The sequence below is a fragment of the Aeromonas sp. R9-2 genome, assembly GCF_040908025.1.
In the GTDB taxonomy this organism is placed as follows: domain Bacteria; phylum Pseudomonadota; class Gammaproteobacteria; order Enterobacterales; family Aeromonadaceae; genus Aeromonas; species Aeromonas veronii.
Genome location: NZ_JBFOCX010000007.1, coordinates 26,809 through 49,234 on the forward strand (window position 1 = coordinate 26,809; position 22,426 = coordinate 49,234).

The 22,426-nt window shown below is 60.7% G+C and carries 20 protein-coding genes; 15 read left to right on the top strand and 5 right to left on the bottom strand.

What is annotated here, in order from left to right; translation table 11 throughout:
- Positions 1 to 359: 359 nt before the first annotated feature.
- Entirely contained in the window at positions 360 to 671 is a 312-nt protein-coding gene (locus tag AB5Y71_RS01915) for a DUF1145 domain-containing protein (RefSeq protein WP_005342853.1), read from the bottom strand.
- Positions 655 to 1,284, bottom strand: a complete 630-nt coding sequence (gene rsmD, locus AB5Y71_RS01920; protein WP_206877189.1) for a 16S rRNA (guanine(966)-N(2))-methyltransferase RsmD — start codon at positions 1,282 to 1,284, stop codon at positions 655 to 657. Before rsmD ends, AB5Y71_RS01915 begins: the two co-directional genes overlap by 17 nt.
- Before the next feature lie 110 nt (positions 1,285 to 1,394).
- Between rsmD and ftsY the strand changes: the two genes are divergently transcribed.
- The 10 genes from ftsY (at position 1,395) to hutH (ending at position 13,366) form a co-directional block, all read left to right on the top strand.
- Positions 1,395 to 3,221 carry a signal recognition particle-docking protein FtsY gene (gene ftsY, locus AB5Y71_RS01925; protein WP_368170865.1) on the top strand — a complete coding sequence of 609 codons (1,827 nt, stop codon included), beginning with the start codon at positions 1,395 to 1,397 and terminating at the stop codon, positions 3,219 to 3,221.
- Positions 3,222 to 3,310: 89 nt separating this feature from the next.
- Positions 3,311 to 3,979, top strand: a complete 669-nt coding sequence (gene ftsE / locus AB5Y71_RS01930) for a cell division ATP-binding protein FtsE (protein WP_005339995.1) — start codon at positions 3,311 to 3,313, stop codon at positions 3,977 to 3,979.
- Positions 3,979 to 4,932, top strand: coding sequence for a permease-like cell division protein FtsX (gene ftsX / locus AB5Y71_RS01935; protein WP_005339996.1), 954 nt, complete (start codon positions 3,979 to 3,981; stop codon positions 4,930 to 4,932). The genes ftsE and ftsX overlap by 1 nt, the downstream gene beginning before the upstream one ends.
- Positions 4,933 to 5,383: 451 nt before the next feature.
- Positions 5,384 to 6,238: an RNA polymerase sigma factor RpoH gene (gene rpoH, locus AB5Y71_RS01940; RefSeq protein ID WP_005339997.1), complete on the top strand. Its 855-nt coding sequence runs from the start codon at positions 5,384 to 5,386 to the stop codon at positions 6,236 to 6,238.
- 125 nt (positions 6,239 to 6,363) lie between these two features.
- Complete coding sequence (gene can / locus AB5Y71_RS01945; protein WP_042076162.1) at positions 6,364 to 7,023, top strand: carbonate dehydratase; 660 nt, start codon at positions 6,364 to 6,366, stop codon at positions 7,021 to 7,023.
- 11 nt (positions 7,024 to 7,034) lie between these two features.
- Positions 7,035 to 7,739 (top strand): histidine utilization repressor, encoded by a 705-nt coding sequence (gene hutC, locus AB5Y71_RS01950; protein ID WP_213389869.1) that lies wholly within the window; start codon positions 7,035 to 7,037, stop codon positions 7,737 to 7,739.
- Positions 7,740 to 7,893: 154 nt separating this feature from the next.
- Positions 7,894 to 9,129, top strand: coding sequence for an imidazolonepropionase (gene hutI / locus AB5Y71_RS01955; RefSeq protein ID WP_368170866.1), 1,236 nt, complete (start codon positions 7,894 to 7,896; stop codon positions 9,127 to 9,129).
- Positions 9,122 to 10,066: a formimidoylglutamase gene (gene hutG, locus AB5Y71_RS01960; protein ID WP_368170867.1), complete on the top strand. Its 945-nt coding sequence runs from the start codon at positions 9,122 to 9,124 to the stop codon at positions 10,064 to 10,066. Before hutI ends, hutG begins: the two co-directional genes overlap by 8 nt.
- Before the next feature lie 53 nt (positions 10,067 to 10,119).
- Positions 10,120 to 11,829 carry a urocanate hydratase gene (gene hutU / locus AB5Y71_RS01965; protein ID WP_368170868.1) on the top strand — a complete coding sequence of 570 codons (1,710 nt, stop codon included), beginning with the start codon at positions 10,120 to 10,122 and terminating at the stop codon, positions 11,827 to 11,829.
- A gap of 4 nt (positions 11,830 to 11,833) precedes the next feature.
- Complete coding sequence (hutH, locus tag AB5Y71_RS01970; protein ID WP_368170869.1) at positions 11,834 to 13,366, top strand: histidine ammonia-lyase; 1,533 nt, start codon at positions 11,834 to 11,836, stop codon at positions 13,364 to 13,366.
- 145 nt (positions 13,367 to 13,511) lie between these two features.
- Here the strand turns inward: hutH and AB5Y71_RS01975 are convergent, their stop codons facing one another.
- Together AB5Y71_RS01975 and AB5Y71_RS01980 are read right to left on the bottom strand one after the other, a co-directional pair.
- The gene (locus AB5Y71_RS01975; protein ID WP_005348596.1) at positions 13,512 to 14,609 is read right to left on the bottom strand and encodes a calcium:proton antiporter; all 1,098 of its coding nucleotides are present in this window, start codon (positions 14,607 to 14,609) and stop codon (positions 13,512 to 13,514) included.
- A gap of 310 nt (positions 14,610 to 14,919) precedes the next feature.
- Positions 14,920 to 16,446, bottom strand: a complete 1,527-nt coding sequence (locus AB5Y71_RS01980) for an EAL domain-containing protein (RefSeq protein WP_159142873.1) — start codon at positions 16,444 to 16,446, stop codon at positions 14,920 to 14,922.
- A gap of 504 nt (positions 16,447 to 16,950) precedes the next feature.
- On the opposite strand from AB5Y71_RS01980, the gene AB5Y71_RS01985 reads away from it, so the two are divergent.
- Entirely contained in the window at positions 16,951 to 18,879 is a 1,929-nt protein-coding gene (locus AB5Y71_RS01985) for an EAL domain-containing protein (protein WP_201937512.1), read from the top strand.
- Between the two features lie 76 nt (positions 18,880 to 18,955).
- On the opposite strand, the gene AB5Y71_RS01990 is transcribed toward AB5Y71_RS01985, so the two are convergent.
- The gene (locus tag AB5Y71_RS01990) at positions 18,956 to 19,879 is read right to left on the bottom strand and encodes a pyridoxal-phosphate dependent enzyme (protein WP_330125396.1); all 924 of its coding nucleotides are present in this window, start codon (positions 19,877 to 19,879) and stop codon (positions 18,956 to 18,958) included.
- A gap of 87 nt (positions 19,880 to 19,966) precedes the next feature.
- Between AB5Y71_RS01990 and AB5Y71_RS01995 the strand changes: the two genes are divergently transcribed.
- From AB5Y71_RS01995 to AB5Y71_RS02010, 4 genes are read left to right on the top strand one after another with little or no spacing between them, the layout of a single operon-like run.
- Positions 19,967 to 20,830 (top strand): hypothetical protein, encoded by an 864-nt coding sequence (locus tag AB5Y71_RS01995; protein WP_026035092.1) that lies wholly within the window; start codon positions 19,967 to 19,969, stop codon positions 20,828 to 20,830.
- Complete coding sequence (locus AB5Y71_RS02000) at positions 20,830 to 21,423, top strand: PilN domain-containing protein (protein WP_368170870.1); 594 nt, start codon at positions 20,830 to 20,832, stop codon at positions 21,421 to 21,423. The genes AB5Y71_RS01995 and AB5Y71_RS02000 overlap by 1 nt, the downstream gene beginning before the upstream one ends.
- Positions 21,423 to 22,070 carry an MSHA biogenesis protein MshJ gene (locus AB5Y71_RS02005; protein ID WP_368170871.1) on the top strand — a complete coding sequence of 216 codons (648 nt, stop codon included), beginning with the start codon at positions 21,423 to 21,425 and terminating at the stop codon, positions 22,068 to 22,070. Before AB5Y71_RS02000 ends, AB5Y71_RS02005 begins: the two co-directional genes overlap by 1 nt.
- Positions 22,063 to 22,392, top strand: a complete 330-nt coding sequence (locus tag AB5Y71_RS02010) for an MSHA biogenesis protein MshK (RefSeq protein ID WP_368170872.1) — start codon at positions 22,063 to 22,065, stop codon at positions 22,390 to 22,392. The genes AB5Y71_RS02005 and AB5Y71_RS02010 overlap by 8 nt, the downstream gene beginning before the upstream one ends.
- Positions 22,393 to 22,426 lie beyond the last annotated feature (34 nt).

Here is a 22,426-nt window from a genome sequence, read left to right on the forward strand (position 1 = left end):
GATGCGGCAGGACACTCTCGGGATGGGAGCAGAACGAACGGAACCTCGTTCTTCAGGATGAACAGGACCTCGCCGGATGCGAGAGGAATACTTCAGGATGAAGTGAGATAACCCGGATGGTTATCTGTCAGGAAGACGCAAGGAACCCCACAGGACGTGGTAATGGACACCTCCAGGATGGAGACAGTGAAGCAGTTCAGGATGAATTGCCAGGCCAGGAACGCCGCAGGACACGCCAACGGATTGGAAAGGGGATATTCCAAAGGATTAGGATAACGTCAGGGATTGCAGGGAGCATTGCAGTTCTACGGACAGGACGACACGACTCTAGGGGACGGCTACCGCCGTCCCCTTTTCTTTTATGGTTTGTCCGAGAGATTGCCGCGCTGGGCGGCGTTGACGATCTCTTGCAGGCGCTGACGAATGTCGACCATGCCAAACACGCCAAATATCAGCACAGTGACAAATTCGGCCTTGGTGACAGCGAAGTAGCGTTTGCAAGCTGCCTTGATCATGCTGGCCTGCAGCCAGTGCAGCAGGGCGACGATCACGCCGCAGACCGGCAGAAAGCCGTTGAGTTTGCCGGGCAGCGGGGCAATCAGGCTCACCAGCACGCCAAACCAGAAGAACAATATCAGCCCCATCGCCAACAGATTAAAGACCCGCTTCATTGTTTACCTCCCGTAGATAGAGTTGATAACAGACCTGACCTGCCTGCTTGTCCTTGAGTAGTTGCCAACTGGCGGGCAGCGCCAGATCGGCCATCTCCTTCTCCCGCTCCAGATAGATGAGGGCGTCCGGTGCCAGCCAGCCGCGCTGCTCCAGCAGTTCGCACACTTGCGGCAGCAGCTCGCGCCGAAACGGCGGATCGAGAAATACCAGATCAAACGGCGTGGCCGGGCCTTTCAGCCAGCTCACTGCATCTGACTGGATCACCTGACCCTGGCTGCTGCCGAGGGCGGTCAGGTTCTTCTTGATCTGGTCAGCGGCCCCTTTGTCCATCTCGATCAGGGTCACCTGCTCGGCATAGCGCGATAGCGCCTCCAGTCCGAGTCCGCCGCTACCGGCAAACAGATCCAGGCAGCGGGTGCCACGAATGTGGGGGGCCAGCCAGTTGAAGATGGTCTCCTTGACGCGATCCGTGGTGGGTCTGAGCCCCTCCACATCCTTGACCGGCAATTTGCGGCCTCGCCACTGGCCGCTGATGATTCTTACAAAGCCCGATTTTCCTTGCGGGGCGGGACTCTTGCTCGGGTTGCTACGGCTGGATTTCACTCTGGGCATCGCGTTTCATCGTCAGAAAATAAAGTGGTAGTATAAGGCGGTTCATTTTTATGCCGACCCGCCAAGGGACGGCTATCTTAGCAGTCAGCCTTTGATGTGAGTATTTTTAGATGGCAAAAGGTTTGTTTTCCTGGCTGGGTTTCGGCCGCAAGAAAGAAGAGGCTGAGGCTGTCCAACCACAGACACCCCAAGCCACCCCCGTTACCGTTGAGCCCGAGGTCACTGCTACCCCCGCTCCCGTTTCCGATAGTACGCCGGCCGTTGCCCCCGAAGTGCCTGCCAGCGCACAGAATTCCGTTTTGCAAGATGATTGCTGCCTGCCGACCGAGCTGGACGACCACGGCCCGCTGGTGGTGGAGGAGTGCGCCTCCGATCTGGAGCCGGTGATCGTCAACGAAACGCTGATCGCCGAAGAGGGGCGTGCCGCTGAAGCCGCTCGCACTGCCGCAGAGGCGCAAGCCGCTGAGGTCAAGGCAGCCGAAGAGGCTCGTATTGCTGCCGAAGCTCGTGCTGCGGAAGAGGCTCGTATCGCCGCCGAGGCTCGCGCCGCAGAAGAGGCCCGCATCGCCGCCGAAGCTCGCGCCGCGGAAGAGGCTCGTATTGCCGCCGAAGCCCGTGCTGCGGAAGAGGCTCGTATTGCTGCCGAAGCCCGTGCTGCGGAAGAGGCTCGCATTGCTGCCGAAGCCCGTGCTGCGGAAGAGGCCCGTATCGCCGCCGAGGCTCGCGCCGCGGAAGAAGCTCGCATTGCCGCCGAAGCCCGTGCTGCGGAAGAGGCTCGCATTGCTGCCGAAGCCCGTGCTGCGGAAGAGGCCCGTATCGCTGCCGAGGCTCGCGCCGCGGAAGAAGCTCGCATTGCCGCCGAAGCTCAGGCTGCGGAAGAAGCCCGTATCGCCAAAGAGGCACAGCGAGCGGAAGATATGCGCCTGATCGCCGCGATGGAGGCTGAGGCTGCCGCCCTGGCCGCTCTGCCGCTGGCCGCCAAGGTGGACGACGACACCCAGGACAAACCGCAGCGGGAGGGCTTCTTTGCTCGCCTCAAGCGCAGTCTGGTACGCACCAAGGAGAATATCGGCTCCGGTTTCTTCGGCCTGTTCCGTGGCAAGAAGATCGACGATGAGCTGTTTGAAGAGCTGGAAACCCAGCTGCTGACCGCCGATCTCGGTGTGGATACCACTACTCGTATCATCGAGGGGCTGGTGCAGCACGCGGATCGCAAGCAGCTCAAGGATGCCGAGGCGCTCTACGGCCTGCTCAAGCAGGACATGGGCGAGATGCTGGCCAAGGTCGAACAGCCGCTGGTGATCGACACCAGCAAGAAGCCTTATGTGATCCTGATGGTCGGCGTAAACGGCGTCGGCAAGACCACCACCATCGGCAAGCTGGCCAAGCAGTTCCAGGCCGAGGGCAAGAGCGTGATGCTGGCGGCGGGTGACACCTTCCGTGCCGCAGCGGTCGAACAGCTGCAGGTTTGGGGTCAGCGCAACAATATTCCGGTGATTGCCCAGCACACCGGCGCCGATTCCGCTTCTGTCATTTATGACGCCATCGAGGCCGCTCGCTCCCGCGGGGCTGACGTGCTGATCGCCGACACCGCCGGTCGCCTGCAGAACAAGAGCAACCTGATGGAAGAGCTCAAGAAGGTGGTGCGGGTGATGAAGAAGCTGGATGAAGAGGCGCCCCACGAGATCATGCTGACGCTGGATGCAGGCACCGGCCAGAACGCGCTGAGCCAGGCCAAACTGTTCAGCGAGGCGGTTGGCCTGACCGGCATCACCCTCACCAAGCTGGATGGCACGGCCAAGGGCGGCGTCATCTTCGCGGTGGCCGACAAGTTCCAGATCCCGATCCGCTATATCGGGGTGGGTGAGGGGATCGACGATCTGCGTCCCTTCGTTGCCAACGACTTCATCGAGGCGCTCTTCAGCCGCGATGAATAAGTCCGGCCGTGATGAGTCAGCTCAGCCGTGATGAGTAAGTGTTCCATGCCCCGACTCCGGTCGGGGTTTGTCAATTTCAGGGAACCGTTATGATTCGTTTTGACAAGGTCAGCAAGGTATACAGCGGCGGCCATCAGGCGCTGCAAAAGGTCAGCTTTCACCTGCGCAAGGGAGAGATGGCCTTTCTGACCGGGCACTCGGGGGCGGGCAAGAGTACCCTCCTCAAACTGATCAGCGTGATGGAGCGTCCGACCGATGGTCGCGTCTTCTTCCATGGCGACGATGTCAGCCATATCCAGCGCAGCCAGATCCCCTATGTTCGCCGCCAGATCGGGATGATCTTTCAGGATCACCGCCTGCTGATGGACCGCACCGTGTTCGACAACGTGGCGCTGCCGCTGGTGATCGATGGCTACAGCCATGCGGACATCAACAAGCGGGTGGCGGCGGCGCTGGACAAGGTGGGGTTGCTCGGCAAGGAGCGTTACCAGCCGCGCATGCTCTCCGGTGGTGAACAGCAGCGGGTCGGCATCGCCCGTGCCATCGTCAACAAGCCGCCGCTGCTGCTGGCGGATGAGCCGACCGGTAACCTGGATCCCCAGCTATCCATGGATATCATGCGGCTATTTCAGGAGTTCAACAATTTTGGGGTCTCGGTACTGATTGCCACCCACGATCTGGGGCTGATCGCTCGCATGCGCTATCGCACCCTGACCCTCAAGGCGGGGCGGATGTATTCGGCAGGGGAGGAGCTCTGATGGCTATCGTTCGTCATAAACAACCGCCGCTGCGCCGTCTGATGATGTACGGGGTTGACCATGTGCGGCAGGCGTTTGCCAGTCTCGGAGAGTTGTGGCGCAATCCGCTCGCCTCTCTGATGACGCTGGCGGTGCTTGGCGTCAGTCTGGCGCTGCCATCCTGCTTCCACGTGCTGCTGAAAAACGCCGAGGTAGTGGAGGGGAGCTGGCAGAGCAGTTCCCAGATCTCTCTTTACCTGCGCAAGGATCTGCCGGAGCAGAGCATTCTCGATCTGCAGCACAGGATCCTGCTCTATCCCGAGGTGGATTCGGTCACCTACCTGAGCCGTGACGATGCGTTGCGGGAGTTTCGCGAGATCTCCGGCTTCGGCGATGCCCTCGATTATCTGGACAGCAACCCGCTGCCGCCTGTGCTGAGCGTCATTCCGGATCCACGCTGGCAGAACCCGGAAGGGGCCGCCGAGCTGCTCAGCAAGCTCAACAACGAGGTGGGGGTCGAGCAGGGCAAGCTGGATCTGCAGTGGCTGACGCGGTTGCAGGGGATCATGAACCTGCTGCGCCACACCATTACCGGTATCGCGGTGCTGCTGCTCTCCGCCGTGTTGCTGATCGTCGGCAATACCCTGCGTCTCAACATCCTCAACCAGCGTTCCGAGATTGAAGTGCTCAAGCTGGTGGGGGCGACCGATTCCTTCATTCATCGTCCTTTCCTCTATACCGGTATCTGGTTCGGGGTCATTGGCGGCATGCTGGCCTGGTGGCTGACCGAAGTGATGGTGATCTGGAGCGAAGGGGTGGTGAAGGAGCTGGCGGGCTTGTATAACAGTAACTTCCGGCTGGTTGGCATGGGGGCGGTAGACGGGATCAATCTGATCTTGCTGGGCGCCCTGCTGGGGCTGATTGCCTCCTGGTTCTCGGTCCATCGCCACATTCGCGACATCGAACCATCCTGATTATTTTATCATCAAAGTAAATCGCTGGATTTTGAGAGGCGGATCAAGTAAAAGAGGGGCCGTTTCTGGCTTGGCCCCCATAGTCAGAGTATTCTGAATAACAATGATCTTCCGGATCTTCGCTAGATCCAGTGAACCTTCTGATTTATAAGCAGTCTATTAAAGCTGAAGCATTTATACGGGTGTGGCCCCTCTGCCTTGCTCGTCAGACTTGGCAAGCATGTGAAGGTTGCGAGCTCCGCAACAATGGACTTAGCATGCTACTTTTCGGGGGTCCTTCATTGTGACCCCCTTTTTTTGACTGTTCATTCATGATTCATCCTGCAGGCTTAAGATAAGCCGGTCTAAAACTGGGCATGTTCTTTGATACACGCCGCAGAATGGCATCCGGTCAGTAGACAGACCCTCTCAGGGTGTTAGACTGATTCGATTGAAAAGTAAGAGGTAACAGATGGGAACTTCATTGCAGCGCACTATGGCTCTGATTCCGCAAGGTAGTCTGGAAGGCTATATCCAGGCAGTAAACTCTATTCCTGTGCTGAGCGCAGAGGAAGAGCGTGAACTGGCTGAGCGTTTGCAGCAGGATGGCGATCTCGAGGCTGCCCGCCAGCTGGTTATGTCGCACCTGCGCTTTGTCGTTCATGTCGCCAAGAGTTATGCCGGTTACGGCTTGCCCCAGGCCGATCTGGTTCAGGAAGGCAACATCGGCCTGATGAAGGCGGTCAAGCGCTTCGACCCGACGGTTGGCGTGCGTCTGGTCTCCTTTGCCGTGCACTGGATCAAGGCCGAAATCCACGAATATGTCCTGCGCAACTGGCGCATGGTCAAGGTGGCGACCACCAAGGCCCAGCGCAAGCTCTTCTTCAACCTGCGCAAATCCAAAAAGCGTCTGGGCTGGCTGAACCACGAAGAGGTTCAGGCCGTGGCGGCCGATCTCGGCGTTTCTGCCGCTGATGTGACCGAAATGGAAGCGCGGATGGCCAACTACGATCAGGCGTTCGATCTGGTGGGTGACGATGAGGAAGAGGGCGGTTTCGCTCCGGTTCACTATCTGGAGGACAAATCCTCCGATCTGGCCGCGACCATCGAGAATGACAACTGGGACGATCACGCGACCCGTCGCCTGAGCTCGGCCCTCGCCACCCTGGATGAGCGCAGCCAGCACATCATCCGCGCCCGCTGGCTCGATGATGACAGCAAGACCACTCTGCAGGAGCTGGCCGATACCTACGGCGTCTCTGCCGAGCGTGTGCGTCAGCTTGAGAAAAACGCACTCAAGAAGCTGAAAGATGCCATGGAAGCCTGATGCTTCCTCTCATAAAAACAGGGCCTGATGGCCCTGTTTTTGTTTCGCAAGGATCAGGTCGGCCTTGATTTGGTTACCCTTGAGTGTGTTATGTTGCCGCCACTGCCACATTAGGGAGAGCAGAAGTGAAACTGTTGAACGACCTGTTTACCAACAACCGTGAGTGGGCCGAACGGATCAAAGCCGAAGATCCCAATTTCTTTGCCACTCTTTCTGCCCAGCAGGCCCCCGAATACCTCTGGATTGGTTGTTCCGACAGCCGGGTCCCTGCCAACCAGCTGATGGGCTTGTTGCCGGGGGATGTCTTCGTCCACCGCAACGTCGCCAATCTGGTGGTACATACCGATTTCAACTGCCTCTCCGTGCTGCAATACGCGGTAGAAGTGCTCAAGGTGAAGCACATCATCGTCTGCGGTCACTATGGTTGCGGCGGCGTCAAGGCCGCGATGCAGAACCAGGAGCTGGGTCTCATCGACAACTGGCTGCGCAACATCAAGGATGTCTACTTCAAATATGGTGAAGAGCTCGAGGCCATCGAGGATGAGCACGAGCGCTTCGACTATCTGTGCGAGCTGAACGTGGCCGAGCAGGTTGCCAACGTCTGCCACACCACCATCATCCAGAACGCCTGGCGCAAGGGGCAGGAGCTGGCCGTCCACGGCTGGATCTACGGGATCAAGGATGGCTTGCTGCATGATCTCGATCTCTGCATCAGCGGGCCGGATCAGATCCCCGATGTCTATCGCGCCTGGCCGGACATGCGTCCGCCCCACCGTCGGCGCTAGGGAGCTTCATGGTGGCGCCAGCCCTCTATCTGCAGATCAAGCAACACATTCTGGACGGGATCCGCGAACGCCACTATCAGGCGGGGGACAGGATCCCGACCGAAGCTGCCCTGTGCGAGCAGTTCACCGTGAGCCGGATGACGGTCAACCGGGCGCTGCGGGAGCTGGTGGCGGAAGGGTGGCTGGTGCGTACCGCCGGTTCCGGCAGCTTCGTGGCGGACAGGCGCACCGAGTCGCCGCTGCTGGCTATTCGCAATATTGCCGACGAGATCGCCGAGCGTGGCGGCGAGTACAGCGCCCGGGTGATCCGGCTGCAGCGACTGGCCGCCGACGAGAAGGTGGCAGTGCAACTGGGGCTGCGGGTTGGTGCCCCCATCTTTCACAGCTTGATCGTCCATCAGGCCGATGGGGAGCCGTTGCAATTGGAGGAACGCTTCGTCGATGCCGGGCGCCTGCCGGGCTATGGTGAGCAGGATTTCACCCAACAGACCCCCAACCGCTATCTGATGGATGTCTGCCCCCTCTCCGAGATGGAGCACGTGGTGGAAGCCGTGTTGCCCAGCGCCGGTGAGGCGGGATTGTTGCAGATCCGCGTAGATTCCCCCTGCCTGTTGTTGCACCGGCGTACCTGGTCGGAGGGGTATCTGGTCTCCTACGCCCGCTTGCTCTCCCCAGGTTCCCGCTACAAGCTCAGCTCCAAGACTCAGCTGGAGTGAATGTATATACAACTAGATTTTGCAAAGCCCACCTCCTGGTGGGCTTTTTTGTGCTTAAACTCTAAGTTTGATGCTGTTATCAGGATGTGAACGCCGCTCTTTCTTTAGTCATAGAGATCGACTATAAGGATATGTATATACATTTGAGGTCGCTATGAACAAGGAACTGTTGAACTGCGAGCGTGTCTGGCTCAACGTGACGCCCGCTACCCTGAATGATGAGCTGGCCGACTACGGCCTGCTGCCGCACCACGCCATCGGCGTGAAGGATGGCAAGATCCACGCGCTGGTGCCGATGGCCGAGTTGAAGGGGCCATATCCCGCTCACTGGCAGGATATGCGGGGCAAGCTGGTCACTCCCGGCCTTATCGATTGCCACACCCATCTGGTCTTCGCCGGCAGCCGTGCCGAGGAGTTCGAGCAGCGTCAGCAGGGAGTGCCCTATGCCGAGATCGCCCGTCGGGGCGGTGGCATCATCAGCACGGTGCGTGCGACCCGTGCCGCCAGCGAAGAGCTGCTGTTCGAGCTGGCGTTGCCAAGGGTGACATCCCTGATCCGCGAAGGGGTCACCACGGTGGAGATCAAGTCCGGCTACGGTCTGACGCTGGATGACGAACTCAAGATGCTGCGGGTGGCCCGCCGACTGGGAGAGGCGTTGCCGATCCGGGTCAAAACTACTCTGCTGGCGGCCCATGCGGTGCCGCCGGAGTATCGCGACGATCCCGACAGCTGGGTCGAGACCATCTGTCAGGAGATTATCCCGGCCGCCGCCGAGGCGGGTCTGGCCGATGCGGTAGATGTCTTCTGCGAGCATATCGGCTTCTCGCTGGCCCAGACCGAGCAGGTCTATCTGGCGGCGGATCAATACGGTCTGGCGGTGAAAGGGCATATGGATCAGCTCTCCAATCTCGGTGGCAGCACGCTCGCCGCCCACTTTGGTGCCCTCTCGGTGGACCATCTGGAGTATCTGGATCCGGAAGGGATCCTGGCGCTGGCCCACCGTGGCGTGGTCGCCACCCTGCTGCCCACCGCCTTCTACTTCCTCAAAGAGACCAAGCTGCCGCCGGTTGCCGCCCTGCGCAAGGCGGGTGTGGCGATGGCGGTCTCCTCCGACATCAACCCGGGCACGGCCCCCATCGTCTCACTGCGGATGGCGATGAACATGGCCTGCACCCTGTTTGGTCTGACGCCGGTGGAGGCCATGGTCGGGGTGACCCGTCACGCCGCCAAAGCGCTCGGCGAGCAGGATCGCCTTGGCCAGCTCAAGGCGGGCATGGCAGCCGATTTCCTGATCTGGCACTGCGCCCATCCGGCCGAGCTGAGTTACATGGTCGGCGTCGATCAGCTGGCAGGCCGCATCTTCAACGGCGAGGAGACCCTCCATGGATAAGTTCAACCCGATCGACATGTCACTCTGGCAGGGGCGGCAGGATCCGGAAGATGGCGAACTGGCCCTGCGTTGGCACGACAAGGTGCTGCCCTGGACCGCCGGAGCACAAGACTCTGCCGGTGTAGTACTGCTTGGTTTTGCCTGCGATGAAGGGGTACGCCGCAACAAGGGGCGTGTCGGTGCCGCCGGTGCGCCGCAAGCGGTGCGCAAGCTGCTGGCCAACACCGCTTGGCATCTGAGTCGCCCCGTCTACGATGGTGGGGATGTGAGCTGTACCGATGGCAATCTCGACGCCGCCCACGGCCATCTGGCCGAGCGGGTCGCTGCAGCGCTCAATCTGGGTCACTTCCCGCTGGTGCTGGGGGGCGGTCACGAGGTGGCTTTCGGCAGCTGGAGCGGCCTCAACTTGCATCTGGCGGGTCAGGGGCGAGTCGGTATTATCAATTTTGACGCCCACTTCGACCTGCGCATGAAACAGGAGCAGGCGAGCTCCGGCACCCCCTTCTTCCAGATCGCCGAGCAGTGCGCCGCTCAGGGCTCGCCGTTTCACTACGCCTGCCTCGGGGTAGCCGAGACCGCCAATACCCAAGCCCTGTTTGCCCGTGCCAAGGCGCTGGGTGTGTGGCATGTGCTGGACGAGGCGATGACCCAGACCGAGCTGCCAGCCTTGCTAAGCGGACTGGACGCCTTTATCGCCCAGTGCGATCACCTCTATTTGACCATCGATCTCGATGTGCTGCCCGGCAACCTGATGCCGGGAGTGAGTGCCCCCGCCGCCCGCGGCGTGGAGCTGGCGGTGATCGAACCGCTCATTGCCCATATCCGGGCCAGCGGCAAGCTCAGGCTTGCCGATCTGGCCGAGTACAACCCGACGCTGGATCAGGACAACCGCAGTGCCCGCGTGGCCGCGCGGCTGGTTCATCTGTTGACCCGTTAACCCTTTGGCCGCACGTCGCCAAAGGCACCCTATTGATACAACAAGGAGTGTGTATGTCTGTGCAACAGCAGGATCCCCGTCATGATCCTAACCGCGTGATCCGTGCCCCGCGCGGTACCGAGCTGACCGCCAAGAGCTGGCTCACCGAGGCGCCGCTGCGGATGCTGATGAACAACTTGGATCCCGAGGTGGCTGAGCATCCCCAGTCGCTGGTGGTCTATGGCGGCATCGGTCGCGCTGCCCGCAACTGGGCCTGCTTCGACAAGATCGTCGAGGTGCTGACCCGGCTCGAGGAGGATCAGACCCTGCTGGTGCAATCCGGCAAGCCGGTCGGGGTGTTCCAGACCCACAAGGACGCGCCGCGGGTGCTGATCGCCAACTCCAATCTGGTGCCCCACTGGGCCAACTGGGAGCACTTCAACGAGCTCGATAAGAAGGGCCTGATGATGTACGGCCAGATGACCGCGGGTTCGTGGATATACATAGGTACTCAGGGGATCGTGCAGGGCACCTACGAAACATTCTTCGCGGTGGCCAACCAGCACTTCAACGGTGAACCCAAAGGGCGCTGGATCCTGACCGGTGGTCTCGGTGGCATGGGCGGTGCCCAGCCGCTGGCCGCCACCATGGCCGGCTTCTCGATGATCGCCGTTGAGTGCGACGAGACCCGCATCGATTTTCGTCTGCGCACCCGTTATGTGGACAAGAAGGCCCACAGCCTGGATGAGGCGCTGGCCATGGTCGAAGAGGCCAAGCAGAGCGGCAGCGCCGTCTCCGTCGGCCTGCTCGGCAACGCCGCCGATGTGTTCGCCGAGCTGGTGGCCCGTGGCATCACCCCGGATGTGGTGACCGACCAGACCTCCGCCCATGATCCGATCCACGGCTACCTGCCGCAGGGTTGGAGCGTGGCCAAGTGGCGCGAGCTGCAACAGAGTGCCCCGCAGGAGGTGAATCTGGCCGCTCGTCGCTCCATGGCCCGTCAGGTGGAGGCGATGCTGACCCTGCAAGAGCGCGGCGCGGCGACTCTGGATTACGGCAACAACATCCGTCAGATGGCGCTTGAGGAGGGGGTGAAAAATGCCTTCGACTTCCCCGGCTTCGTCCCGGCCTATATCCGCCCGCTGTTCTGCGAGGGGATAGGCCCGTTCCGCTGGGTGGCCCTCTCCGGCGATCCGGAAGATATCTACAAGACCGATCAGAAGGTGAAAGAGCTGATCCCCGATGACCCCCATTTGCACAACTGGCTCGACATGGCCCGCGAGCGCATCGCGTTTCAGGGGCTGCCGGCGCGGATCTGCTGGGTCGGGGTCAAGGATCGGGTACGCCTAGGACTGGCCTTCAACGAGATGGTCAAGAATGGCGAGCTGAAAGCCCCCATCGTCATCGGTCGCGACCATCTGGATTCCGGCTCGGTGGCGAGCCCGAACCGCGAGACCGAGTCGATGATGGATGGCTCCGATGCCGTCTCCGACTGGCCGCTGCTCAACGCCCTGCTCAACACCGCCGGTGGCGCGACCTGGGTGTCGCTGCATCACGGCGGCGGAGTCGGCATGGGCTTCTCCCAGCACTCCGGCGTGGTGATCGTCTGTGACGGCTCCGATGATGCTGCCAAGCGGGTCGGTCGGGTGCTGCGCAACGACCCGGCCACCGGGGTGATGCGCCATGCCGATGCCGGCTACGAGATTGCCATCAACTACGCCCACGAGGCGAAACTGGATCTGCCGATGATTGACGGCGCCAACGGTGTCAAAGGAAAGGTGTAACACCATGTTTGAATTGACGATTACTCCGGGCGAGCTGGAGCTTGCCACCCTGCGCCGCGTCAGCCGCGAGCCGGTACATGTTTCACTGGATCCGGCCGCCCTGCCGGGGATCCACGCCTCAGCTGCTGTGGTCACCAAGGTGATCGAGCAGAACCGGGTGGTGTATGGCATCAACACCGGCTTTGGCCTGTTGGCCAACACCCGCATTCCGGTGGAGCAGCTGGACGAGCTGCAGCGCTCCATCGTGCTTTCCCATGCGGCAGGGATTGGCGAGTACATGGATGACGCCACCGTGCGGCTGATGATGGTGCTCAAGCTCAACTCGTTGGCACGCGGCTTCTCCGGGATCCGGCTGACGGTGCTTGAGGCCCTGATGACCCTCATCAATGCCGAAGTCTATCCGGTGGTACCGAAGAAGGGATCCGTCGGTGCCTCCGGCGATCTGGCACCGCTGGCCCATATGAGCTGCCTGCTGATCGGGGAGGGCAAGGCCCGCCACAAGGGCGAGCTGATCGACGCCGCTACTGCGCTGAAAATTGCCGGGCTCGAGCCTATCGCGCTGGCACCCAAAGAAGGATTGGCGCTGCTCAACGGCACCCAGGCGAGTACCGCCTTTGCGCTGGAAGGGCTGTTCCATGCCGAGGATCTGTTCGCTGGTGCCATCACCATAGGTGCCATGAGTGTGGAGGCTGCGCTCGGCAGCCGTCGGCCGTTTGATGCCCGCATCCACGAAGTGCGCGGTCAGCGTGGCCAGATCGATGCGGCCGCCTGCTATCGCCACCTGCTGGTGGATGGCAGCGAGATCGGCATGTCCCACCACAATTGCGAGAAGGTGCAGGATCCCTACTCATTGCGCTGCCAGCCGCAGGTGATGGGTGCCTGCCTGACCCAGATCCGCCAGGCCGCCGAGGTGCTGGTGTGCGAGGCCAACGCGGTCTCCGACAACCCGCTGGTGTTTGCCGATGACGAGGAGATCCTCTCCGGCGGCAACTTCCACGCAGAACCTGTTGCCTTCGCCGCCGATAATCTGGCGCTGGCCATCGCCGAGATAGGTTCCCTCTCCGAGCGGCGCATGGCGCTGCTGATCGACTCTCGGATGTCCGGTCTGCCGGCGTTTCTGGTCAACAACGGCGGGGTCAACTCCGGCTTTATGATCGCTCAGGTCACCTCGGCGGCGCTGGCCTCCGAGAACAAGACCCTGGCTCACCCGGCCTCGGTGGACAGCCTGCCCACCTCGGCCAACCAAGAGGACCACGTCTCCATGGCCACCTTCGCCGGTCGCCGGCTGGCGGACATGGCCGAGAACACCCGTGGCATTCTGGCGGTCGAACTGCTGGCGGCGGCACAGGGGCTCGATTTCCGCGCGCCGCTGCGCAGTACCGAGCTGATCGAGCAGGCCAAGGGACGACTGCGGGCAGAGGTGAGCTTCTACGACAAGGACAGGTACTTCGCGCCGGATATCGAAGCGGCCGCCGCCCTGCTGGGCCGTGCCAGCTACAACGACCTGATCCCGGCCGGGGTGCTGCCCAGTCTGTAAGCCTTGATCACCCTTCTCTCCTGGCGGGAGAAGGGTTGGGGATGAGGGGGAAGCCGCTTCACAGGCGCCGGTGACAGCCGGGAGCAGATAACAAAAGACCGCCCAATCGGGCGGTCTTTGCGTGTCTGACGTTGGTTGAACGCGGTTATTCGTGTTCGAACATCAGGAACAGATAGACCACAAACAACACCAGATGGGTCGCTCCATGGAGCACATTGGTGCGGCCGCTGCTGAAGGTCACTTTACAGACCATCAAGGTCGTGACCAGCAGTACCATATCGGCGGGGGAGAGGCCGAGGCGCACCTCCTGATCCAGCATGGAGCCGATAAAGAGCACGGCAGGCACGGTGAGGGCGATGGTGGCCAGCACGGAGCCGAAGTAGAGGTTCATTGCCCGCTGCAACTGGTTGTTGAAGGCGGCCTTGATGGCGCCGACTGCTTCGGGGGCCAGCACGATGCAGGCCACGATAAAGCCGCCCAGTGCGGCGGGCGCTTCCATCACATGCACCCCGTAGTTGATGGGGATGGCCAGAGTCTTGGCCAGCAGGATCACTACCAGCAGGTAGGCGAGCAGCAGGATGGTGTGATAGACGTTGCTCTGCAGCGGGCCGTGGTGCTCCTCATAATCCTCGTGATCGCTGTCGACGAAGAAGTGGCTGTGGCTGCGGGTCTGGATCAGCAGGAAGACCCCGTAGAGCAGGATCGAGATGATGATCAGCATCCACGACATGGCGCGCGACATACTGCCGATTGCACCACCCTCGGTGAAGTTGGGCAGCACCAGACAGAGCAGGGCCAGCGGGATGATGGCTACCAGATAGGATTTCACCCCGTCCAGATTGAAGCTCTGGGTGTGGTAGCGCCAGCCGCCAAACAGCAGGGTGAAACCCACCAGACCGGTACTCACCAGCATCACTACCGCAAACATGGTATCGCGGGCCATGGTGGGGTTGGGCTCGCCGGTCAGCATCACCGAGGAGATCATCACCACCTCCAGCGAGATGACCGAGAGGGTGAGGATCAGGGTGCCGAAGGGCTCGCCCAGCTTGATGGCGAGGGCATCGGAGTGGCGCACCACCGAGAATATGGCCCAGGTGACGATGGCCAGTAGTGCCGCCGAAACAGGAAGATAGATCCCGAGCGGAGTTGTCTCTGTCAGCAGGTCACTGCCCAGGGTCTTGAAAAAGAGCAGGGTCAGCAGGCCAACGGGCAGGGCAATCTCTTGCCGGATAACTGTCTTCATAGGCAATGGTTCTCTATTGGGGGTCTTGACGACCGGATGACATAAACAGGCTGCACGGTTATCGGTTGCGCAATAACCGGCTCCTTATGATAAAGGTTGTTATCCCCGTCAGGGCAGATCATTTTGTTGCTGAATGTAAATAAGGGGTGGCAGGAGGTGGTTCGATTTCACCATGGAGCCGGGCCTGGGCCTGCTGGAGGCTTTACCAGCCTGATGGCCTGGCTGGGTTACGGCGCTACCGCCAGCATCAACCTGATGATGTCGAGCCGCTGGCCAAACCTTTTCGCGGCCAGATCCTGCCATATCTGCGTTAGCTGGCCTTCTGGTGTTGTAACTGCCACTCCCGTTGCCAATGGGTCAGTATCTTCAGCGGCATGGGTTTGCCGAAGAAGTAGCCCTGGATCAGATAGACGCCGTGCTGGCTCAGATAGTCGACTTGCAGCTGGCTCTCGACCCCTTCGGCGATCATCTCCATGCCCGATTCCCGACCGAAGACGATGATGGCATCCAGTACGCTGCGCTTGAGGTCGTTGGTGCCTATGGTATCGACGAACATCTTGTCGATCTTGATCTGGCGGATCCCCAGGCTCTGCAGGTAGGCAAAGCCGCCGTAGCCGGTACCGAAATCATCCAGCTTGAAGTGATACCCCATCTGTTGCAGCAGGGTGATCTCCTCGGTGGCCGCCTTGATGTCGAGGATCGGCTTGCGCTCCGTCAGCTCGAAGGTGAGCCGGGTGGGTGAGGGGTTTTGGCTGCGAGCGAGCAAGGTGCGCAGCAGGGGCTGCTCGATATGGGCCGCCACCAGATTGACGCTGACCCACTGCTCTGGCGCCAGCTGCGGCAGGTCGGTGATCACCTGCTCCAGCAACTGTTCGGTCATCGGCAGGATCAGTCCCTGCTCCTCTGCATATTCGATAAAGGTGCCCGGGGGGATCAGCTCGTTTCCCCGCTGCCAGCGCAGCAGCGCCTCGAATCCCACCACTTGGTGGGTACGGGCATCCACTATCGGCTGGTAGAGGGGAATAAATTCCTTGCGTATCAATCCTGTTTGCAGCAGTCCCTTGAGGGAGCGCCGATAGCTGCGCAGCAGCCAGTATGTGACGCTTAACAGGGCGCCGAGCGCGATACCGAACCAGAGACCGTAGTGATTGAGTTGGTCATGGGCATATTGCTCCAGCGCTTTACCCGCCCAGACCGTCTGTTTGGTGAGTTCATTGGGATCGAAGAAACTGAGGCTGATATTGCTCTCTTCCTGTTTGATCTCCTTGTCGCCACGGGGGAAGTGGACTGTGCTTGCATCGGTATCCTGTCGGCTGAACTCCAGATAGAAGCAGTGGCTGCAGGGGTGTTGCAGCAGGTCGTGGCTCCAGCTGTTATCCAGCACCCAGTAGGCGAGGTTGTCACCGGATCGGTAAAAGGCCATCAGCTCCTGCTCGGTATTGTATTTGGCCACAGTGGCGGTGATCCCCAGCTTGCCAAACTTCTGCCCGCTGTTCTGGAGCTCTTTGATCAGCGGGATCTCCACCCCCAGGCTGGAGCAGCTGTTGCCGGAGGCGAGCTCCAGCCCTTGCAGGCGGATATGAGCGCTGTAGAAGCGCGGATCGCGCAGCAGCTCCATGTCTTTGGCGCCGCAGTTGAACTCAAATTGTGCCAGTTGTTTGTTGATGGCAGCATCCAGCTCCCGGTGGCGTACGGCCATGGCTCCCTTGAGCTCGGCAACCTTCTCTTCCAGCAGATGAAAGGCCATCGGCTTGGCAAACCACAGGCCGAGAAACTGGCTGCCCACGACAGGCAGGACGAACAGCAACAGAGCGATCCAGACGGGTGATTTACGCAAAGGAAGTACCTGCCAGTTTCATGAGACACAAATGGACTTAGCCATCATAGAGCATTAGTGCAATCAATTTGAGTCCGAGTTGTCACACTTGTTGATTGATTTTTTAACTACATGATTTTAAATGTGTTTATTATTAACTTTGGCTAGATTCAATCGCTGACCTGTCATAAATGACAATTGCTCAGCTTATCCGAACTGCATTAGAGTAGCCCTGCGGTTTGACTCACCGTGTGTTCAATACTCCTGTATCTGTTTTTTGTCAGTAGCACAGAGTGTTAGTTTTGATATGAGTGTTCCTTTTGGTCCCCTTTGAGGGACCATTTTTCTGTCTGTCATCCCGCCCTTTCCCGCATCTGTAGCCCGTCATCCTTGGTATTCTCCCTCTGCTTTGGGTTATGCTTGCCCGCTTAAATTGCAGAAGCGGGATCTTCATCCATAGCTGTGGCCCGATCGCCGCTGCTACCATGAGGCGACATGGATGATGCTGGGCATACGGAAAGGCGCATGAAACTCACTACACAGCTTGTCTCATTTATCACCCTTTGCGTGATCGCAGCCATGGCGACCGTGCTGATTGGCGGGGTGTTCAGCTTTCGCGAGCTGGGCATGGAGTTGCAGCAAAAGAAGGTCGATGCGCTGGTCGAAGTGATCGACAAGCAGCTCGATGTTGCTCACGACATGGAAGATATGAGCCACTGGCTGCCCACCCTGCTGCGGGCTGCCCATGTGGTCGAGCTGGAGGTGCGCCAGAATAACCAGCGGGTCTACTGGTTCCGCGATGTGCGCAATCCGGTCGACGAGCAGCTGCTGGTGCCATACAGCCACCCGTTGCCCCATCAGACTGGCATGCAGGCGAACTTCAAACTGGAGCGCCCCTTCAAGGAGGCGGAATACTCCATCAAGGCAATGTCCGGCATCTCTCTGGGCATCTTTATTGTGGTGTTCGGTCTCTGGTACTCCATCCGCTGGCTGCGCCAGCAGTTGCGCGGGGCCGAGCTGCTGGGCATTCGCGCCCAGCTAATCCTCGATGACAAGCTCTCCAAACTGAGTCATGACCCCGCCGAAGAGTGGCCGGTGGCCGCCAGTCAGGCCCTCGATCATCTGCTCGCCGAGCTGGCGGATGCCCGCAAGGAGCGCAGCCGCTTCGACAACTTCATTCGCAGCAACGCCTTCGTCGACAAGATGACCGGCATCGGCAACCGGCTGTTTTTCGACAACCGGCTGGAGAGCGCCATCATGGAGGCGAGCGTGATGAGCGGTGGCGTGCTGCTGATCGATCTCGCCTGTCTGGAGGAGCTGGAGGCCGATCAGTTCGAGCTGCTGGGGCACGATTTGATGATGGAGGCGAGCGCCACCATAGGTGCCTTCGTGCGCAAGCATAACGGCGCCCTGCAGGCCCGCTACGCCGGTCAGGTTTTTGCGGTGTTGCTGCCCAATATGTCCGAGAGCGAGATGGTGGATAGCGCCAGCCAGCTGCTCAAGAGCCTGCAACGGCTGCACTGGCCGCAGGAGGTCAATCCCGAGACGGCGGTCTATCTCGGCGCCGTCTGTTATCAGGCACAAGACAGCCTGCTCAAGGTGCAGGAGGAAGCTGAGCTGGCCCTCAAGAGCGCCCGTCTGCAGGGGCACAACGGTTGGTTCCTCTACGAGAAGCAGCTGGATGAGGAGCAGAGCAGCAAGGGCACGGTACGCTGGCGCACCCTGATCAGCCGCCGTCTCGAAGAGCACGGCATCGAATTTTACACCCAGCCGATCCAGCAGGATCGGGGGCAGGTGGTGTTGCAGCAGGAGCTGCTCACCTATCTGCACGACGAGCAGGGGCGGGCTTTGCAGGCGGGTATTTTCATGCCGATGGCGGAGAAGGTGGGCCTGTTACTGCAACTGGATCGGCTGGTGGCGGAGCAGACCCTAGCCCTGCTGCGCCAGCGCTCCGAGCAGAGCTGCCCCATCAGCCTGACCCTCAGTGCCCAGAGCCTGCTCAACCGCGAGTTCCAGCGCTGGCTCTTCTTCGCCCTGTTCCAGCTGCCGCGCAGCACCAACGAGCGGTTGATCCTGCAACTCTCCGAATCCCAGGTGACCCGCCACTTCGAGGCGCTCAAGCGGCCGCTGCGCTCTTTGCGGATGCTGGGTTGCCAGCTGGCCATCGATCATGCCGGTCAGGATGTGGTGAGCACCCAGTACATCAAGGAGTTCGAGATCAACTTCCTCAAGCTGCACCCCAGCCTGGTGCGGGAGATCCATGCCCGTCAGGTCAACCAGATGGCGGTACGCAGTCTGGTAGGAGGTTGTGCCAATACCCGCACCCGGGTGCTGGCAGTGGGGGTGGAGAGTGGCGATGAGTGGAAGATGCTGCGCCACCTCGGGGTGCATGCCGGGCAGGGGCCCTGGTTTGCCGAGCCTCAGCGTCTGGTGCTGGAACCGGCTGGTGATTGAGATAAACAACAGAGGGTCGCCTTGGGGCGACCCTCTGTTGTTTGCGATGCTGTTTGCGGTTGCCTTCAGGCGGGGGTCACAGTCGCCCCTGCTCCCGCAGCCCGGCGAGCCCTTGCATGCCGCCAGTGTGGATAAAGACAATCTTGCTGCCGGGGGCGATACGGCCCGCCACCAGCTCGCGAAACAGCCCCCACATCGCCTTGCCGCTGTAGATAGGCTCAAGGGGCAGATCGGCCGTGGCGCTGAAATCCTGCACCCACTGCCAGAGAGCCGGGCTGAATTTGGCGTAGCCACCATCGTGGTGATCGAGCGCGATGCGCCAACCGGGGATGCTGGCTGCCGCGGGATGGAGGCGACACACCTCGTCAGCGATAAAGCCGCCTCCTTTCAGTACCGCAATGGCGAGGATCTGCTCCCGATCCCGTTTGCCAGCGATCAGGCCCGCCAGAGTGCCGCCGCTGGCGCAGGGCAGTACCCAGAGATCTGGCGAGAAGGGCACTTCGCCTACCAGTTCCGCCACCCCGGGGATGGCCAGCGGGCTGCTACCCCCTTCCGGCACGATCAGGGTATCGGGTGCATCGAATTGGGCCAGCCAGTCGGGATCCTGCCGTCGCCGGTAACTCTGGCGGTCGACAAAAACGAGATCCATGCCCCAGCGCCGGGCATCCCGCAGGGTAGAGTTACTGACGGCGTCATATTCGCCCCGTATGATACCGGTAGTACGAAGGCCAGATTGGCACCCCGCTGCCGCCAGCGCGTGGATATGATTGGAGTAGGCGCCGCCAAACGAGAGCAGGTGCCGTTTGCCATGCTCTTTGGCATGCAGCAGGTGGTACTTGAGCTTGCGCCACTTGTTGCCGGAGATGGCCGGATGGATCAGATCATCCCGCTTGCACCACAGCTCGACACCATAGCGGGTCAGCAACGGATGGTGGAGGCGTTGCAGGGGGGAAGGGAGGATGGCTTGACCCTCTGACTCGGCGGAAAGGCTGGCTTGCAATGGTGAGTCCGTCTTTTAATCTGGAGGCTAATCTGCTGTTTATGTTAATATTTCATACATTTAATCACTATTGATGGGCGGGCTTACATGAAACAACTGTTCAGACGGTCGACGCCAAGCCGCCAGGTCGGGCTCTTGCTGGCCAATGACAGGATCATGCTGGCTGCGGTGGGCAATCCCCCCGTCTTCGCGACGCGCACCATCAACGGTCCACAGGAGTGGGCTGTGGCCATGAACGAGCTGTTCAGCCGTCATGGGCTGGCCAAGTCTACGGTGCGGGTGGCCCTCGCCGCCAGCCTTTATCAACAGATCCAGATCGACAAGCCTGCCGTGCCTGACGCCGAGATGGCGGGAGCGCTCCCCTGGGCTATCAAGGATTATGTCAGCGAACCCGTGCTGCAACTGGCGATGGATTATGTGGACTTGCCCACCCCGCCTGCCGGTCGCCCGCGCATCAATGTGATCTGCTTGCCCAAGAGCCGGGTGCAGCAGCTGGCCGATGCCATCAACGGCATCGCTACCCTGCAATCCATCATCAGCGACGAATTGGCGCTCACCTCTCTCTATGACGCGGATGACACGGTGCGCATGCTGCTGTGGCAGCCCAAGGGGCAGGATCTGCAACTGCTGGTCTTCCATCAGGGCGGGCTCTGCTTCTCCCGCCAGCTGCGCGGTTTCACCAGCCTGACTGGCGAACATGAGCCGGACAGTATGCTGCTCGATTCACTGGCGCTGGAGATCCAGCGCTCCCTCGACTATCTGGCGGGCCAGCTGAAATTGCCCGAGCTGGGGCAGATGCAGTTTGCCGTCGCCTCGCCCTTTATCGGTACCCTGGTGCGCCACATGGAGCAGACCTTCGGCTTTGCCGTCTCCGCCATGGCCAACAAGGCAGTCCTGGCCGGCGTTGAGTACCTTTCTGCCTACGCAGCCGCCATCGGGGAGGATGCGTGATGAAACGTCAGATAAACCTCTATGGCGCCGAGTTTCGTCCCAAACGGCAGTGGGCCAGCCTCAATCAGATGGCGCTGGTATGGGGCTTTGCGCTGCTGCTGATCCTGTTGGTGGGAGCCGGTTACGGCTGGCAACAGCAGCAGGTCAGCCGGGCACTGGCACAGCGTCATGCCGAGCTGGAACTCAAGCGCAGCGAGGCGCAGCGGCTCGATGCCGAGCTGGCGCGCCATCAGGCGGATCCCCGACTGCAACAGCAACTGGTCAACAAGCAGGATGAGCTGACGGCCAAGCAGGGGCTGATGCGCCAATTGGGCAGCCTGACCCTGCAAAAATCCCAGGGCTATGCCAGCGTGATGGCGGATCTCTCCCGCATTCGCAACAGCAACCTCTCGTTGCAGCGCATCGAGATCAACGAAGGGCGGATCAACCTCTCCGGCTTTGCCGGACGCAGTCAGGATGTACCGGCCTGGGTCAACCGCTTCAAGCAGACCCCGAGTCTGGTAGGCAAGGAGTTTGGTGAACTGACCCTCGGCCGTGACAAGGAGGGTCGCCTGACCTTCCAGTTGAGCGGCATTGCGCGGGAGAAACCCTGATGAACCTGCAAACACAATGGCAGGCATGGGGCCAGCGTATCGCCGTGTTGAGCCAGCGGGAGCGGGTGTTGATCCTGCTGACCGGTCTGGTGCTGCTGGGCGCGGCCGGACTCTACGGCTGGCTCGATGGCGCCGATACTCGCCTGCAGCAGGATCGCATGGCCCTGAGTGCCGCCGAGCGCGACCTCGAGATCATGGAGCTGGAAAACCTCGGCAAACAGGCCCGGCTCAAGCGGGATCCCAATCAGGGCGTTCGCGACCAGCTGGCGCAGGTCGAAGCGGATCTGGCCCGGATCGACGATGAGCTGAAGGCCCAGACCGTCGATCTGATCCCGGCGCACGAGATGCCGCTGGTGCTGGAGGCGCTGCTCTCCCGCTCCGCCAACCTTCACATGCTGGCCCTCAGTTCGCTGGAGCCGACCCCGCTGATGGCGGGAGAGCAGAAGGTCAATCTCTACAAGCATGGTATCCGGCTTCAGCTTGAAGGCGGCTATTTCGATGTGTATCAATATCTTAAAGCGCTGGAAGCCTTGCCGCGTCACTTTTACTGGAAGCAGTTCGACTATCAGGTCAAAGCCTATCCCGGCGCGGTGGTGGAGATGGAGATCTACACCCTGAGTACCAGCAAGGAGTTTATCCGTGGCTAGAGTGTTTGCGTTGTGCTGTTGCCTGTTCAGCTTGCTGGTACAGGCGGAGCCGGTCGAGGTATTGCAGGATCCCACCGCGCCGCTGGCGGATGTGGCGGTTGGCGCCCGTGCGACCGGCGAGAGCAATGCCGGTTTGCCGAAGCTGCAGAGTGTGGTGCTGGGCAATGGCCCGGCACTGGCGGTACTCAATGGCAAGAGTTATCGGGTCGGACAACAGGTGGACGGCTATACGCTGGTGACCATCAATGCCGATGCCGTGGTGCTGGAAAAGGCGGGAAAACGCCATGCGGTAACACTGTTTGCCAGCAAGATCCGGGTTTGAGTCGTGCTTGCCTCTCGAGAGGTGAATCGGCTTT

Excerpts from the sequence above, each read along its gene's own strand:
- AB5Y71_RS02005 (WP_368170871.1), top strand. The coding sequence starts at position 21,423 with ATGAACCTGCAAACACAATGGCAGGCATGGGGCCAGCGTATCGCCGTG.
- AB5Y71_RS01985 (WP_201937512.1), top strand. The coding sequence starts at position 16,951 with ATGAAACTCACTACACAGCTTGTCTCATTTATCACCCTTTGCGTGATC.
- hutG (WP_368170867.1), top strand. The coding sequence starts at position 9,122 with ATGGATAAGTTCAACCCGATCGACATGTCACTCTGGCAGGGGCGGCAG.
- ftsE (WP_005339995.1), top strand. The coding sequence starts at position 3,311 with ATGATTCGTTTTGACAAGGTCAGCAAGGTATACAGCGGCGGCCATCAG.
- hutI (WP_368170866.1), top strand. The coding sequence starts at position 7,894 with ATGAACAAGGAACTGTTGAACTGCGAGCGTGTCTGGCTCAACGTGACG.
- ftsY (WP_368170865.1), top strand. The coding sequence starts at position 1,395 with ATGGCAAAAGGTTTGTTTTCCTGGCTGGGTTTCGGCCGCAAGAAAGAA.
- AB5Y71_RS02000 (WP_368170870.1), top strand. The coding sequence starts at position 20,830 with ATGAAACGTCAGATAAACCTCTATGGCGCCGAGTTTCGTCCCAAACGG.
- AB5Y71_RS01975 (WP_005348596.1), bottom strand. The coding sequence starts at position 14,609 with ATGAAGACAGTTATCCGGCAAGAGATTGCCCTGCCCGTTGGCCTGCTG.
- AB5Y71_RS01915 (WP_005342853.1), bottom strand. The coding sequence starts at position 671 with ATGAAGCGGGTCTTTAATCTGTTGGCGATGGGGCTGATATTGTTCTTC.
- ftsX (WP_005339996.1), top strand. The coding sequence starts at position 3,979 with ATGGCTATCGTTCGTCATAAACAACCGCCGCTGCGCCGTCTGATGATG.
- AB5Y71_RS01995 (WP_026035092.1), top strand. The coding sequence starts at position 19,967 with ATGAAACAACTGTTCAGACGGTCGACGCCAAGCCGCCAGGTCGGGCTC.
- rpoH (WP_005339997.1), top strand. The coding sequence starts at position 5,384 with ATGGGAACTTCATTGCAGCGCACTATGGCTCTGATTCCGCAAGGTAGT.
- rsmD (WP_206877189.1), bottom strand. The coding sequence starts at position 1,284 with ATGCCCAGAGTGAAATCCAGCCGTAGCAACCCGAGCAAGAGTCCCGCC.
- hutH (WP_368170869.1), top strand. The coding sequence starts at position 11,834 with ATGTTTGAATTGACGATTACTCCGGGCGAGCTGGAGCTTGCCACCCTG.
- hutU (WP_368170868.1), top strand. The coding sequence starts at position 10,120 with ATGTCTGTGCAACAGCAGGATCCCCGTCATGATCCTAACCGCGTGATC.